The organism is Lentzea albidocapillata subsp. violacea (genome assembly GCF_900100275.1).
In the GTDB taxonomy this organism is placed as follows: Bacteria; Actinomycetota; Actinomycetes; order Mycobacteriales; family Pseudonocardiaceae; genus Lentzea; species Lentzea violacea.
Genome location: NZ_FNET01000001.1, coordinates 218,778 through 233,110, shown reverse-complemented (window position 1 = coordinate 233,110; position 14,333 = coordinate 218,778). Strand labels below are relative to the sequence as shown.

The 14,333-nt window shown below is 68.3% G+C and carries 10 protein-coding genes; 3 read left to right on the top strand and 7 right to left on the bottom strand.

Annotated elements, in window-relative coordinates:
• Positions 1-492 precede the first annotated feature (492 nt).
• Positions 493-1,854 carry a glycoside hydrolase family 10 protein gene (locus tag BLR21_RS00880; RefSeq protein WP_090003709.1) on the top strand — a complete coding sequence of 454 codons (1,362 nt, stop codon included), beginning with the start codon at positions 493-495 and terminating at the stop codon, positions 1,852-1,854.
• A gap of 210 nt (positions 1,855-2,064) precedes the next feature.
• Entirely contained in the window at positions 2,065-3,393 is a 1,329-nt protein-coding gene (locus BLR21_RS00875; protein ID WP_090004416.1) for an extracellular catalytic domain type 1 short-chain-length polyhydroxyalkanoate depolymerase, read from the top strand.
• A gap of 99 nt (positions 3,394-3,492) precedes the next feature.
• Here BLR21_RS00875 and mmuM read toward each other — a convergent pair whose 3' ends face one another.
• The 7 genes from mmuM to BLR21_RS00840 all read right to left on the bottom strand — a co-directional run bounded on the left by mmuM (position 3,493) and on the right by BLR21_RS00840 (position 13,387).
• The gene (mmuM, locus tag BLR21_RS00870; protein WP_256334358.1) at positions 3,493-4,389 is read right to left on the bottom strand and encodes a homocysteine S-methyltransferase; all 897 of its coding nucleotides are present in this window, start codon (positions 4,387-4,389) and stop codon (positions 3,493-3,495) included.
• A gap of 182 nt (positions 4,390-4,571) precedes the next feature.
• Positions 4,572-5,597, bottom strand: coding sequence for a LacI family DNA-binding transcriptional regulator (locus BLR21_RS00865; protein WP_218130700.1), 1,026 nt, complete (start codon positions 5,595-5,597; stop codon positions 4,572-4,574).
• Positions 5,598-5,832: 235 nt separating this feature from the next.
• Positions 5,833-7,581, bottom strand: a complete 1,749-nt coding sequence (locus tag BLR21_RS00860) for a glycoside hydrolase family 6 protein (RefSeq protein ID WP_090003706.1) — start codon at positions 7,579-7,581, stop codon at positions 5,833-5,835.
• 20 nt (positions 7,582-7,601) lie between these two features.
• Positions 7,602-8,069: a hypothetical protein gene (locus BLR21_RS00855; protein WP_090003705.1), complete on the bottom strand. Its 468-nt coding sequence runs from the start codon at positions 8,067-8,069 to the stop codon at positions 7,602-7,604.
• Positions 8,054-9,325: a lytic polysaccharide monooxygenase gene (locus tag BLR21_RS00850; RefSeq protein WP_090003704.1), complete on the bottom strand. Its 1,272-nt coding sequence runs from the start codon at positions 9,323-9,325 to the stop codon at positions 8,054-8,056. The genes BLR21_RS00855 and BLR21_RS00850 overlap by 16 nt, the downstream gene beginning before the upstream one ends.
• A gap of 11 nt (positions 9,326-9,336) precedes the next feature.
• Complete coding sequence (locus BLR21_RS00845; protein WP_090003703.1) at positions 9,337-12,213, bottom strand: glycoside hydrolase family 48 protein; 2,877 nt, start codon at positions 12,211-12,213, stop codon at positions 9,337-9,339.
• A 241-nt stretch (positions 12,214-12,454) separates the two neighbouring features.
• On the bottom strand, positions 12,455-13,387 hold the full coding sequence (locus BLR21_RS00840; protein WP_090003702.1) for a pectate lyase family protein: 933 nt from the start codon (positions 13,385-13,387) through the stop codon (positions 12,455-12,457).
• A 173-nt stretch (positions 13,388-13,560) separates the two neighbouring features.
• Between BLR21_RS00840 and BLR21_RS00835 the strand changes: the two genes are divergently transcribed.
• Entirely contained in the window at positions 13,561-14,325 is a 765-nt protein-coding gene (locus BLR21_RS00835; RefSeq protein WP_256334357.1) for a pectate lyase, read from the top strand.
• The last annotated feature ends 8 nt before the right edge of the window (positions 14,326-14,333 follow it).

The following is a 14,333-nucleotide window of genomic DNA, read 5'->3' as shown; positions in this document are numbered from 1 at the left end:
TCGCAGCGTCGTTGCCATGGGGAAGGGGGCACGATGCAAGAGAGCGCTCTCACAGGCGGCGCGGAACGTATGGCGCCCAGCCGAGCACTCGGTCCGCTTCGGACCGGCATCGCGGAAAGCGAATTACGAGTTGGGGTCAACATAGCGCCGGAACAGCAGTCCGTCAACGCCGGAATTGTTAGCGCTAACTTCAGTTGAATGCGGTTTCAATACCGTTCGACGGCCGTGCTCAAACGATTTGACGTTCACACTGGGAGCGCTCCCCTACATTCCTACGCCGATCGAGTCAACTTGCTGTCGAATTCGACAACGTGCGCTTGTGAGCGCGAACACGCGACTGTCACACTCGGGACGGCATCAGCGGCGATGACGGAAAAGAACGACGTCAACCACCTCGCCGCTGACCGGATCCGGCACTGGCGCACCGGCTCCGGCCAACCGTCCTGCCCATCCCACCCTGCAGTCGGGGTGCTCCTTGCGAAAGCGTGAATGATGAAACTGACATCAAGGTCAGTGTCACTGATCCCTCTGGTGGCGACAGTCTCGGCGGCGGTACTCGGCGCCTCGCTGATCGTGACGGCCACTGCCAACGCGGCGACCACTCTCGGTGCCGCGGCCGCCCAGAGCGGTCGCTACTTCGGCACCGCGGTCGCCGCGAACAAGCTCGGCGACTCGACCTACACCGGCATCCTGAACCGTGAGTTCGACATGGTCACGGCCGAGAACGAAATGAAGATGGACGCGACCGAGCCGAACCAGAACCAGTTCAGCTACGGCAACGCCGACCGGATCGTCAACCAGGCGCGCAACCAGGGCAAGCGAGTCCGCGGGCACGCACTGGCCTGGCACTCGCAGCAGCCCGGCTGGATGCAGAACATGTCCGGCACGGCCCTGCGCAACGCGATGCTGAACCACGTCACCCAGGTCGCGACCTACTACCGCGGCAAGATCTACGCCTGGGACGTGGTGAACGAGGCCTTCGCCGACGGCAGCGGCGGCGGACGCCGTGACTCCAACCTCCAGCGCACCGGCAACGACTGGATCGAGGCCGCCTTCCGTGCGGCACGGGCGGCCGATCCCGGCGCGAAGCTCTGCTACAACGACTACAACACCGACGACTGGTCGCACGCCAAGACCCAGGCCGTGTACCGGATGGTGCAGGACTTCAAGTCCCGCGGCGTCCCCATCGACTGTGTGGGCCTCCAGTCGCACTTCAACAGCAACAGCCCGGTGCCGTCCAACTACCAGACCACCCTGCAGAACTTCGCCAACCTCGGCGTGGACGTCCAGATCACCGAGCTCGACATCGAAGGCTCCGGCAGCACCCAGGCCCAGAACTACCAGAGGGTCACCCAGGCCTGCCTCGCCGTCGCGCGCTGCACCGGCATCACCGTGTGGGGCATCCGCGACACCGACTCGTGGCGCGCTTCCGGCACCCCGCTGCTCTTCGACGGCAGCGGCGCCAAGAAGGCCGCGTACAACTCGGTGCTCGACGCGCTCAACGCGGGTGGTCCCGGCCCGACGACCACCACCACGACGACCACGACGAGCAACGGCCCCGGTCCGGGCGGCTGCACCGCGTCGGTGTCGCTGAACCAGTGGAACGGCGGTTTCGTCGCCACGGTCAAGGTGACCGCCGGTTCCAGCGCCCTGCGCGGCTGGAGCGTCGCCACCACGCTGTCGAACGGCACGGTCACCGGTTCCTGGAGTGCCAACCGGAGCGGCACCAGCGGAGCCATCACCTGGTCCAACGTGGACTACAACGCGAACGTGCCCGCCGGCCAGTCCACCGAGTTCGGCTTCCAGGGCAACGGCAGCGGAGCCGGGCTGAACCCGGCCTGCACCGCGAGCTGACCTCCCGCGCGACCCTGGCTCCGGCGGACGAGCGATCGTCCGCCGGAGCGCCCTGCTCTGGAAGAGGATGATGGCCAAGACACGAAGGCTTAAGGCGAACCCGATCACCTGCCCGGTGGCCGGCACGCATGATCTCTACCTGAAGTTCAGCGGTGGCAACGGTTGTCTGCTCGGCATCAACTGGTGGCGCTCCAGCGAAGGGAGATCGTCATGAGCAACGCACACCCCGCCGGCCGGACGAGCCTCGACGGGCTCAGCCTCGCCGGCGTCATCGCGGCCGTGCTGGTGCTGATCGCGGCGGTCGCGCTCTCACTCGTGGCCCAGCCGGCGCAGGCCGCGTCCCTGGTGCGGGTCACGAACTTCGGCTCGAACCCGACCGGCCTGAACATGTACGTCTACGCGCCGGACAGGCTCGCGGAACGCCCGGCCCTGCTCGTGATGGTGCACTACTGCACCGGTTCCGCGAGCGCGGTGCACAACGGCGGCGGACGCGACTACGTCACCGCCGCGGACCGCAACGGGTACGTGATCGTCTACCCGGAGGCCACGAGGGACGGGCACTGCTTCGACGTGTCGACGCAGAACGCGTTGCGCCGCAACGGAGGCAGCGACTCCACCGGAATCATGTCGATGGTGTCGTACGCGCGCCAGCGCTACAACGTGGACCCGCAGCGCATCGTCGTCTCGGGCATCTCGTCCGGCGCGATGATGACCAACGTGCTGGCCGCCCAGTACCCGGACGTGTTCAGCGCCGGCGCGGCCTTCGCCGGTGTCCCGGCGGGCTGTTTCGCGACGACGGACGGGTCGATGTGGAACAGCCAGTGCTCGGGCGGAACCCTGCTGAAGACCCCGCAGCAGTGGGGAGACCAGGCGAGGGCGATGTACCCCGGCTACACCGGGCGCTACCCGCGGATGCAGCTGTGGCACGGCACCGCCGACACGACGCTGGCGTACCCGAACTTCGGTGAGGCGCTCGACCAGTGGACGAACGTGCACGGGGTGAGCAGGACGCCCACGACCACCGACCAGCCGCAGCCGAACTGGACCCGCACCCGTTACGGCACCGGCACACCGGCCGTCGTCGAGGGCATCAGTGCCCAGGGCACCGGGCACGACGTGCCGACCGCGGGAATGGTCGCCCACGCCATCACCTTCCTCGGCCTCGATCGTCCGCCCACGACGACCACCAGCACTACAACGACTACGACGCCGCCGCCGTCCCAGGGTTGCTCGGTCAAGGCGGTGGTCAACGCCTGGAACACCGGCCTCACCGAGACGATCACCATCACCAACACGTCCTCGACACCGGTGAACGGCTGGTCACTGCAGTTCACGCTGCCCGGCGGGCAGACGATCACGTCCGGCTGGAGCGCCACCTACTCCCCCGGCTCCGGGCAGGTGACCGCGAGAAACGTCCAGTACAACGGCGTCATCGCGCCCAACGCGTCGATCACCATCGGCTTCCAGGCCACGCACACCGGTGACCACTCGGCGCCGGCGTCGTACAGCCTCAACGGCAACACGTGCTCAGTCGCCTGACCGTCCACAGGGAGCGCTGACACGCACCCGCACGAGAGGGCTTTCACCGGCTGAGGCCGGTGTAAGCCCTCTCGCCTTGTCTCCGGCCCGTCCCACCACTCACCGACCCGCCGCAAGCCCTTCCGCCAGCACCGCGATCGCGTCCGGCCCGGTCCGGCAGCACCCGCCCACCAACCGGGCGCCACCGTCGACCCACCCCTCGGCCCGCGCGGCGAACCCGCCCCCGTCCCCCGACCACGACCGCGCCGCCGCGTCCCACTGCTCGCCGCTGTTCGGGTACACCACGACCGGTAGCCCGGTCACCCGGCGGGCCACGGCGACCGCGCCCGCCACGTCTTCCGGTGCGCAGCAGTTCACGCCGACGGCGATGACCTCGTCCACGCCGGACACGACGGCGAACGCCTCCTCGAGCGGTTGTCCTGCGCAGGTCCGGTCGCCGCGCACGGTGTAGGAAAGCCAGACCGGCACGCCGCTGCCGCGCACCACCTCCAGCACGGCCTCGGCCTCGTCGACGTCGGGGACGGTCTCGACCGCGAGCACGTCCGGACCGGCCTCGCAGAGCGTCTCGACGCGCGGGGCGTGGAAGCGGACCAGTTCCTGCCGGCTCAGGCCGTAGCGGCCCCGGTACTCCGAGCCGTCGGCCAGCACCGCGCCGTACGGTCCGACCGACGCCGCGACCCAGCGGGGTCCGTCCACTTCGGACGCGGCGGAACGGGCGAGCTCGACGCTGGAGCGCAGCAGCCGGGCTGTCTCGGCCTCGCTGATGCCGCGGCGGGCGAAGCCCTCGAAGCTCGCCTGGTAGCTCGCGGTGATGGCGACCTCGGCGCCTGCCCGGTAGTAGGCGAGGTGTGCGGCTCGCACGGCGTCCGGGTCGGTGAGCAGCAGCCGGGCCGACCAGAGTTCGTCGGACAGGTCGTGTCCGGCGAGTTCCAGGGCCGTCGACATCCCGCCGTCGAGCACGACCGCCCTGCGCGCCAAAGCCTCTGCCAGTTCCACCCCGGCGAGTCTACGGCCACCGAAACGAAGGGAGGGGTGCGCGACGGCCGCTCCGCCGTGGTGTCGCGCACCCCTCCGGGGCGATCTTTCGGGGGCCTCCGCGTGTGCGCGCCGCATTTCCGCACGCGCGGAGGCCGTCCCAGCGACCGCCCGTCATGTCCCGGTCCGCCGTGGCGGACCGGTCAGCCCGTCGCGCCGCGGTGTGCGGCGTGGTCCGGTGTGCTCGCCCGCCGGGAGAGCCTGGGGGGCAACAGCATCAGCGGTGGCGGCTGCTTGCCTTCCAGCTTGGCGACGAGCAGGTCGACCGCGTGCCTGCCGAGCTCCTCCGCGGGCAGGCGCACCGAGGTGAGCAGCGGTGACGTCTGCTCGGCCAGTTCGTCCGGGCAGATCGCGACCACCGCCACGTCACCGGGGACCTGGCGGCCGGCCGCGCGCAGGCACGCGGTGATCCAGCCGAGTGCCGCCTCGTTGTGCACGACCAGCGCCGTCATGGACGGGTGCGCGCGGATCAGGGCCTTGGTCGCCCTGAGCACCGAGTCGTGGTCGCCCTCGACGGCCAGTGCCGTCGCGGCGACTCCCCTGCGCATCGCGGCCGCGCTGAACCCGTTCATGGTGCGGTGGGCGAAGCCGGTGCTGCGGCGGTAGACCGCGCTCGGCGCGCCGAGGAAACCGATGGAGCGGTGCCCGAGGTCGGCGAGGTGGTCGACGCACTTCGCGCCCGCCGCCTCGAAGTCCAGGTCCACGCAGGTGAGGCCGCGAGCGGCCGCCGGATGTCCGATGAGGACGGACGGTTTGGACAGCTGGCGGAGCAACGGCACGCGGTCGTCGTCCATCTCCACGTCCATCACCAGAAAACCGTCGACCTGGGCACTGTTCGCGGCACGACGGAGGCCCGCCGCGCCGTCGTCCGCGGTCAACAGCAGGAGGTCCATGTCGTACCTGCGCGCTGTCGTCACCGCCGCCGTGACGAAGCGCATCACCGCCGGCAGATGGGTGCCCGCACGCAACGGGAGGACCAGCCCGATCACGTTGGTCCTGCCGGTGGACAGCACGCGATCCGAGGCGTGGGGCTGGTAACCCAGTTCCCTGATGCTCTCCCGAACTCTCGTCTTCGTGTCCGCGGAGATCGATCTCTTGCCTGTGAGCACGTAGGAGACTGTGCTCGGGGCGACCCCCGCGTGCCGCGCGACATCCGCGATGGTGACCACACAGCCTCCATTCACACTTTCACTCACCGAGCGTGCCGACACCATAGGGAGCACCTTCTGATGACATCAAGAGAGATGTGCGCGTTAACATTGCGCGTCAACGGTGGTCCAGACGAATTCTGCACCGTCTGGAAAGTTGCCGGACAGAAGTCCGTATCAATTAAGAAGAGGGTGCCCACGCGTCCGGAACCGCAGCCGCGAGGCCGGCCGCGTGGGCACGCTCACATGCTCAGGCTCAGAGCGCCGGGTAGGCGTTGCGCATGAGCTCCTGGAACTGGGCCGAGAACCAGTGTCCGGACAACGGTGCGTTGCCCAGCGCGCCGGACATACTGTTGCCGTTGCGTGCGTTTCCGGTGTAGGTCGGGTCGCACATCTTGTCCGCGCCCTTGCCCTCGTTGTTCGGGATCTCCTCGCTCGCGCCGTCGGACTCGCCCGGCGGCTTGATCCACACGTAGGCGTCGACGCCCGCCGCAGGTGCGGCCTTCGGGCGCTCGCCGATGCCCGCGCCGGCCTGGTTGCACCAGTTGCCGAGGTGGATGCGCCGGTCGAGCCTGCCGCCGTCGACGTAGGCGTCCACGGTCGTCCTCGGTCCGGGACCGGTCGGACGGGCGGAGCCACCCCAGCCGTTGCGGCTGGTGTCGATCAGCATGCCGACGTTCGCGTCGAAGCCCGCCTGCACGGCCCGCTGCCGGAACGCCTGCGCGTAGGGCAGCTCACCGGTGTAGCGGTTCCAGTCCACCCACTTCGACTGGCGCACCGACGTGCCGTTGATCGACTCGTCGATCGAGAAGTTCGGCTCGGTGAGGATGCCGTAGTTGGCGGTGTTGGCGATGAAGCCGTGCACGTTGGCCTTGGTGCTGCCGGACGCGTTGGCCGCCTGGAACAGCAGGTCGGCCGTCGCGCCGAAGTTGTCGTCCCAGCCCAGCCAGCCGTGGTGGCCGATGTCGATGTAGTTGTAGGTGTTCGGGACGGCACCCAGCTTCGCGAGCGCGTAGCCGACACCGGTGACGTAGTTCCCGTTCGCCTTCATCACGTCACACTGCGGCGTCTGGGTCGGCCGCGGCGTCACGTTGGTGATCAGGTTCGGCAGGGAGTCGATCTCCACCACGGTCACGATGCGCAGGTTCGCGTACGCGGGCCTGGCGAGGATCGACGCGATCGGGTCGATGTACTCCGTCTTGTACCGGTCGATCTCCGTGGCCTTGAGCTCGCCGTTGGACGCGAGCGCCGCGCAGTCACGACCGGGCAGGTTGTAGATCACGAGCTGGATGACGAGCGGCGTGCCCGCTGCCTGGCGCACCGCCTCGTCCAGGTGCGCGGCCAGCCCGCGGGCACCGGTGGTGCCGTTGATCGCAGCGATGCGGTCCATCCACACGCCGGTCGGCTGGTTCGCGATCCGGCTGCCGCCCGCCTCGGCACTCGCCTTGGCCGACCAGTCCGGGTTCACGTAGACCTTCGCGCCCGCGTACGGGTTGTCGACGCGGTTGCCGGGGTCCGGGTTGCCGGTCGTCGTCGTGGTGGTCGTGGTCGTGGTGGTGGTCGTGGTGCTCGTCGGCTGTTGCTGACCGGTGCACACCGTGCCGTTCAAGGTGAACGTCGTCGGGTTCACGTCACCGCTGGCGGCGTTGGAGCCGTTGAAACCGATGTCGATGGACGCGTTGGTGCCCAGGTTCCCGTTCCACGACATGCTCGCAGCGGTCACGTCCGCGCCCGACTGCGACCAGGTCGCGCTCCAGCCCTGCGCCACGCGCTGGCTGCCGGGCAACGCGAACTTCAGGCTCCAGCCCGTCATCGCGTCACCCAGGTTGGTGATCTTCACCGAAGCGCCGAACCCTCCGCCGCCCCAGTGGTTCGCCGTGTAGTCCACACGGCAACCGGGTGCGGCGCCCGCGGGTGGCGCACCAAGCGCCACCGCGATCGTCGCCGCGGTGGTGGCGACCACGACTCCAGTCGCGGCCCACCGCCTCTGTCCGTTGAGCTTCATTGCTCCGGATCTCCTGTCTGTCAATGATGTTCTATCTCCATGAGCGAACACGCGGTGGGCGTGCACTCAAGTCTTTTCAGCCCCAGGTACTCCATGCCGATCGAGCCGGTGAGTGCGAAACCGTCCCCGAAGGCGAGGTCCGGATCGCCGCGCACCTCGCCGTTGGCGAGCGCGGTGCGCCAGGCCTTTTCGAGTCCTGGCTTCAGGATCAGCAGCCCGAGCCGTTCGTAGGGCGCCTTGGCACAGGTCCCCCACTCCGCGACGAACGGCGCGTAGACCTTCGACCGCACCGGACCGGCGAAGCCCGCGAAGTCGTCGTCCCGCCTGACGGTCGTGCACTCGTCGGTCAGGTCGTGCAGCCACGCGGCGACGCCGTCGACGCCTTTGCTGAGGTCCGGGGCGGGTTCGGCGCGTCCGACGAGGAGGACGAACGCGACCGAACCCACCACCAGGAGGGCGGCCAGGGCCCTCGTCACCGGATGGCGCACGCCGACCCGTTGAGCGTGAAGGACGTCGGATCAGCCGGTGGTGTCGATGTCGTCGTGGCGTTGAACCCGAACGTCACCGAGCCTCCGGCCGGGATGTCCGCGTTGTACGACACGCCCTTCGCGGTCGCCTGCCCGCTCGCGACGGTCACCGTCGACGACCAGGCCTGCGAAAGCTGCTGTCCGGAAGGGAAGGCCCACACGAGCTGCCACGCGCTGATCGCGCTGGTGCCACTGTTGGACACCGTCACGTTCGCGGTGAAGCCGCCGTTCCACGTGCTCGGCCGCGTGTACGCCACCGTGCAGGAACCGGTACCGCCGCCACCTGTCGCCGTTCTGACCGTGACGCCGGAGGACGCCGGCGAGGCGTTGCCCGCCGAGTCCGTCGCCACGACCGTGAACGAGTACTGGGTGTCGGCGGTCAGGCCGCTGACCGTCACCGAGTTGGTGGCGGAGGTGGCGACCACCTGGCTACCGCTGTAGACGCGATAGCCCGTCACGCCCACGTTGTCCGTCGCCGCGGGCCAGTCCAGCTGCACCGTGGTGCCGGTGATGCCGGACGCGACCGGCGTGCCGGGCGTCGAGGGCGCACTGGTGTCGGGCGTACCGGTGCCACCGCCGAACACGACGTCCGAACAGCTGTAGAACGCCTCAGGGCTGTCCGAGCGCTGCCAGAGCGAGTAGATGATGTGCCGGCCGGACTTGTTGGGCAGGCGGGCCTGCCAGGCGTACTCGCCGTTCGCCAGCGGCGGGTTCGTCACCTTGTCGAACGGGGCCGGCTCGAGGTCGGACCACTTGAGCGGCGTCGTCGGGTCGAAGCCGTCCTTGGTGACGTACTGCTCCCAGGTGCCGGGGTGCGGCGCCCACGCGTTGTACCGCAACGTGACCGTGCTGTTCGCCTGCACCTGGGTCACGGGCCAGTCGGCCCGCGTCAGGTTGTAGGCGGAGTACTTCGTGGTGGGACCGCACAGGTTGCCGTCGGGAATGATCTCCCGGTGGCGCCCGGCGGCGTTGCTGATCAGGTTGCCGAACCAGTCCCACAACGGCTGCTTACCGCCCTGGGCGACGGCGGCGGCACACGCCGGGTTGGTGGGCTGGAGGTCACCGCCACCGCCGCCGGCGCGGCCGTCCTCGTAGCAGAGATAGGTGCGGCTGCCGGGCCAGACCATCGACCCGTGCGCGACGGCCGTGCCACCGGTGTGCACCAGAACGGCGCCTACCGCGGCTGCGACCGCCAACAACGCTATGCGTTTCCTCATCGCGGGACTCCTCACCCGTAGATCTCGGCGTGCAGGGAGAACGCCGTGGCGATCTCGGCTTGTGCCCAGAACCGGTGGTAGGTGAACGTCGGTGCCGGTCCACCGTCCAGATAGGACTGCACCTTCGGCCACTGCGGGTCGTTGCGGAACATCGAGCGCATCGACAGGAACGACGAGCCCTGCCCGATCTGGTCACCGTTGGGCATGCGCCCGGTCCAGCCGCCGGGCACGTACGGGCCCTCGGCGGTGGAGGTGTTGTAGACGTCGTCGAACCGGTTGTAGTCCGCGCGGGTCTCCGGCGTCGCGATGCCCAGACTGTCCTGGTGCGAGAGCAACGAGGTCAGCAACGACTCACCCGTGGTCTTGGCCTGGGCGTTGCCCGACCGCGCCGCGTAGTTCAGCAGCACCTTGGCGTACGACGCGGTGATACCGACGTCCTGGCTGTGGTTGAGCACGCGGACCCGCAGGTTCGCGTTCGCGCCGGGGTTGGTCGCGTTCCACGTGTCCGGTGCTCCCGACCACTCCAGGTCCGAGGGGATCTGGAAGTTCGTGCCGGTCGTGGTGTTCGCGATCGCCCACGGCACCCACTTGTCGAGGATCTTCTTGGCGCGCGCGTCACCGGTCAGCCGGTACAGCGCGGCCGTGCGCTCGATCCCCCACACCTGGAAGCCGAACCACCGGTTGCTCGGCGGGTCGCGCCACACGGGGTGTGCGTCGTAGTACATGCCGTAGAACGTCGGCGTGCCAGCGGGAGGCGAGGCGTACTGGCCCTCCCAGCTGTTCGTGACGCCGCCGGCGAGACCACCGTCGGCCGACTGCAGCCACTGCAGCATCTCGAGCTGCCGGCTCAGGCTCGTCGCCCAGTCCTGCTGCCCGGTGGCGGACAACGGCTTGAGCGCCGGCACGTTCGCCAGAGCGTGCGCTGCCAACGGGTTCTGGTAGCCCTGATGCGAGGCACCGTCACCGATGCGCCACGCCCAGCCCGCGGACGTGTCGGTCGCGCCGCCCCACGCGTAGTACCAGGACATCAGGTAGTGCGCACTGTTCTTGCCCGTCGCGCCGGGGCACGACGAGGGGCTGGTGCAGTTGCCGATGCGCTTGAAGTACTTGTCGAACATGGCGTACCGCAGGTAGTCGCCCATCTTCGCGGACTTGCCGATCTCACTGGAGATGTCCCCGGCCTTGCCCTGGGCCGTGGCCCACTGCTGGGCGAGCAGCGCCACCTGCACGACGCGGGCGTCCGCGTCCGGTGCGTTGGTGTACTTCCACTGCTTGGCGTAGGAGGCGTCCTTGGTGAACAGGTCCAGGTAGCCGTTGGGGCCACCGTGTTTGAACGTGTCGCACGAGGGCTGCGGGATGGTCTCCCACACCGACTCCGACGAGCCGCGCTGGTAGGTGTTGATGTACGCGGGCGCCGTCGTGCCGTCGCCGCACCGGCCGAAGCCGTAGGTGTTGTCGACGTCGATGAGCCAGTGCATGCCGTAGACGTCCGAACTGCCGTACGCGGACTTCAGCTCCGCGGCGATCGGGTCCTGGCCCACCGGAACGGTGCCGTCCAGCGTCGACGGGTAGGCGTCCATCCTCGGGTGCTCGGGCGCGTAGGTGGCCGGCTTCGACGGGTCGTACTTGTCGTTGGTCGGCTGGTCGGCCGTCGCCGGGATGATGAACTTCTCCATCGACGCGAACGCGGACTTGAACGGCGCCCAGTCACCGGTGACCCGGCCGTAGCTCGCCTCCAGCCACAGGTAGTAGCTGAACGCCTCGGACGTGGTCTGGTGACCGTGGTCCGGTGCCTCCACCATCAGCGTCTCGACCGAGTGGTAAGGCACGAGCAGGTCGCCGAACTTGCGGAAGTAGCCGCTCGCCGGGTCCTTGATCTTGTTGTACTGGTCGAGGAACGCCTTGTTGAAGTCCGATGTGGACGGGTCGATCTCGTTCACCGTGACGCTCGCCGGGCTGTACCCGGTGGCCGACGCCGTGAACGTGGCGGTGCCGAGTGCGCCACCGTTGTTCGCCGACGTCACCGTCACCGTCTGCTTCGCGGTGCCGGAGAACGTGAGCGTGGCCGGGGTCGCCGTCAGGTCCGCACTGCCGCTGCGGGCGAGCGTGACGGTGACTGGCTGGCTCGGTGCCGTGGCCAGGGAGACGTCGAACGTGGCCGTCTGGCCCTGCTTGACCGAGACCGTGCTCGGCGAGGCCAGCACCGCCGGTCCGGACAGGACCTTGACCGCGGCCGGTGCCGAGGTCGTGGTGGCACCGCGGTTGTCCGTCGCCCGTGCGGTGATGCCGTGGTCACCCGCCGGCGCCGACGTCCACGTGCCGCTGAACGGCGCGCTGGTGTCGGTGGCGATCAGGGTGTCCCCCGCGTAGAAGTCGACCTTGGCCACCGTGCCGTCGGTGTCCTGCGCGGTCGCCGCCAGCGGGATCTGCGCGGGCAGGGTGTAGCTGCTGCCGCTCGCGGGCGCCGTCAGCGCCACCGAGGGCGACTGGTTGGGGCCGGTGCAGGACACGCCGTTCACGGCGAAGTCCGTCGGTGGCCGGTTCGTCGAGCCCTTGCTGCCGTTGAAGCCGACCTGCGCCGTGCCGCCGGAAGCCAGCGTGGGGGCCCAGGAAGGGTTGGTCACGCTCACCACCGCGCCGGTCTGCGTGAAGTTGCCGCTCCAGCCCTGCGTGACGCGTTGCCCGTCCGGGAACGTCCAGGTCAGGTTCCAGCCGTTCAGCGCCTCCCCGTCGTTGCGGATCGACACGGCCGCGCCGAATCCGGTGTTCCACTCGTTGGTGATCTGGTAGGTGACGGTGCAGGCCACCGCGGCCGGTGCCGCGACGGCGGGAGTTCCGCCGACCAGCACCACCGCCGCAACCGTCAACGCCACTTTTCGTCGAGTCATGCCGCCGCCCTCTCGACCTGGGAGCGCTCCCAGAGTTCACGGCACTGTAACGTGGCCCACAGGGATCAAAGGTTTAGAGGTGTAACCGATTCTGGGCCGAAAAGCCCTTGGCATTACGGCATTCGGCACAACACCCGTTGGTCTACCGGCTCCTCTTACTACTCCCTTCGAGTGGAATTGTGGGAGCGGTCCCAGAAGAGGGTGGGGGCGCCCACGCCACTTCGGGCGCCCCCTGGTCTCGTCAGCCGTGCCCGGCTCCGGCACCGGCCGTGACCACGCTCTTCACGCTGCTCGCGCTGTCCAGCGGGTACGAATAGGGAAGGCTCTTGACCGAGCCGCCCTGGTCGCCCGTTCCGGAGTTGACGAAGTGGTTGTTGCGCGCCACCAGCGAGCCACCGGGCGAGCTGCCCTCACCGCGGTGGAACGGGTCCTCGGTGTTCTCGAAGTAGTTGCCTTCGACCAGGACCCCGGCCTCGACGGTCGACGCGACGCCGTAGTCGGTCACACCGCCGTAATAGTTGTTGTAGACGTGCACCGGGTTGCCGAACCGCACGCGCGGGTGGCGCTGCTGAGTGCCGGCGAACCAGTTGTGGTGGTAGGTCACCCGGAGCTTGCCGCGATCCTCCGAGCCGTTGCCGTCGCTGTGGCCCAGCAGCATCGCCTTGTTGTGACTGCTGAACTTGTTCCAGGACACCGTGACGTAGTCCGAGGCCCGCTTGACGTCGACCGCACCGTCGTAGCCGTTGGAGAAGGTGTTGTGGTCGATCCACACGCGGGTGGAGTACTGAACGTTGACCGCGTCGTCACCCCAATTCCGGAAGTTGAGGTTGCGCACGATCACGTTCGAGGCTTTGGCGATGTTCAGGCCATGCCCGGTGATCGTCGCGCTCGAGCCGACGCCCTCGATGGTCTTGTTCGAGGCGACCTTCGTCATGCTCGACAGCGAGATCGTGCCGGAGACCCGGATCACCGCCGCGCCCGACGCCTTCGCGGCCGCGACGAACGCGGACGCCGTGGTGACGGTGACCGGAGAGGCACTGCCACCACCCGTCGTGCCACCACCCTGAGTGGCCCAGCCGACCAGCCCGAACGGAGCGGCGGCCGCCTGGGGAACGGATATCGCACCCAGGACCAGCGCGACGGCGGAAATCAATGCTGTGCGCTTTGGAATCATTTACTCGCTCCCAATGAGAGTGAGCGGCGGTAGAACCAACACAACCAGTACCCGGCAGCACGGTCAACCAATTCGACGATATTCGATTCGAACGTTCGAATAGAGGTTGACAGGAAAGATCTCCGCCCTACCATCGAATTACCGCCGCGCATCCCCCTGCAAGCGGAGCGCACATGAAGAAAATGGCACCATTGGTGTTGGCCGCGGCCTTGGCCGCGTTTCTCGCACCTCAGGCACAGGCTGCGGGCAGCACCTTCCCCACCCCGTCCGGATCGAAACCGGTCGGCACGACCATCAAGGTCGGATCGAGCGGCTACGACGGTGGCATGCAACGGTTCTACGGCACCGGCAACCTCGGTTCGGGCGGTCAGAACGAAGACCAGGGCCCGATCTTCCAGCTGGCGAACGGCGCGACGCTGAAGAACGTCGTGCTCGGCTCGCCGGCCGCGGACGGCGTCCACTGCCTCGGCACGTGCACGCTCACCAACGTCTGGTGGGAGGACGTCGGCGAGGACGCGGCCACGTTCAAGGGCACGTCGTCGTCGCAGACCATGACCATCAGCGGTGGTGGCGCGCGCAAGGCGTCGGACAAGGTGTTCCAGCACAACGGGCCCGGCACGATGGTCATCCGCAACTTCCAGGTGGACGACTTCGGCAAGCTCTACCGGTCCTGCGGCAACTGCAGGACGCAGCACAAGCGGCACGTCGTGCTGGAGAACGTCACCGCGTTCTCCCCCGGCAAGACGCTGGTCGGCATCAACACCAACTACGGCGACACCGCGCGGTTCTCGAGGATCACCATCGTCGGGGACAGCAGCAAGAAGATCGCGATCTGCGACAAGTACAAGGGTGTCACGAGCGGTGAACCGAAGAAAATCGGCACCGGGGCGGACAGCACGCACTGCCTGTTCAAGCCCTCGGACATCACCTACCGCTAGAAGAAATG

Excerpts from the sequence above, each read along its gene's own strand:
- BLR21_RS00880 (WP_090003709.1), top strand. The coding sequence starts at position 493 with ATGAAACTGACATCAAGGTCAGTGTCACTGATCCCTCTGGTGGCGACA.
- BLR21_RS00875 (WP_090004416.1), top strand. The coding sequence starts at position 2,065 with ATGAGCAACGCACACCCCGCCGGCCGGACGAGCCTCGACGGGCTCAGC.
- BLR21_RS00860 (WP_090003706.1), bottom strand. The coding sequence starts at position 7,581 with ATGAAGCTCAACGGACAGAGGCGGTGGGCCGCGACTGGAGTCGTGGTC.
- BLR21_RS00850 (WP_090003704.1), bottom strand. The coding sequence starts at position 9,325 with ATGAGGAAACGCATAGCGTTGTTGGCGGTCGCAGCCGCGGTAGGCGCC.
- BLR21_RS00845 (WP_090003703.1), bottom strand. The coding sequence starts at position 12,213 with ATGACTCGACGAAAAGTGGCGTTGACGGTTGCGGCGGTGGTGCTGGTC.
- BLR21_RS00840 (WP_090003702.1), bottom strand. The coding sequence starts at position 13,387 with ATGATTCCAAAGCGCACAGCATTGATTTCCGCCGTCGCGCTGGTCCTG.
- BLR21_RS00835 (WP_256334357.1), top strand. The coding sequence starts at position 13,561 with ATGAAGAAAATGGCACCATTGGTGTTGGCCGCGGCCTTGGCCGCGTTT.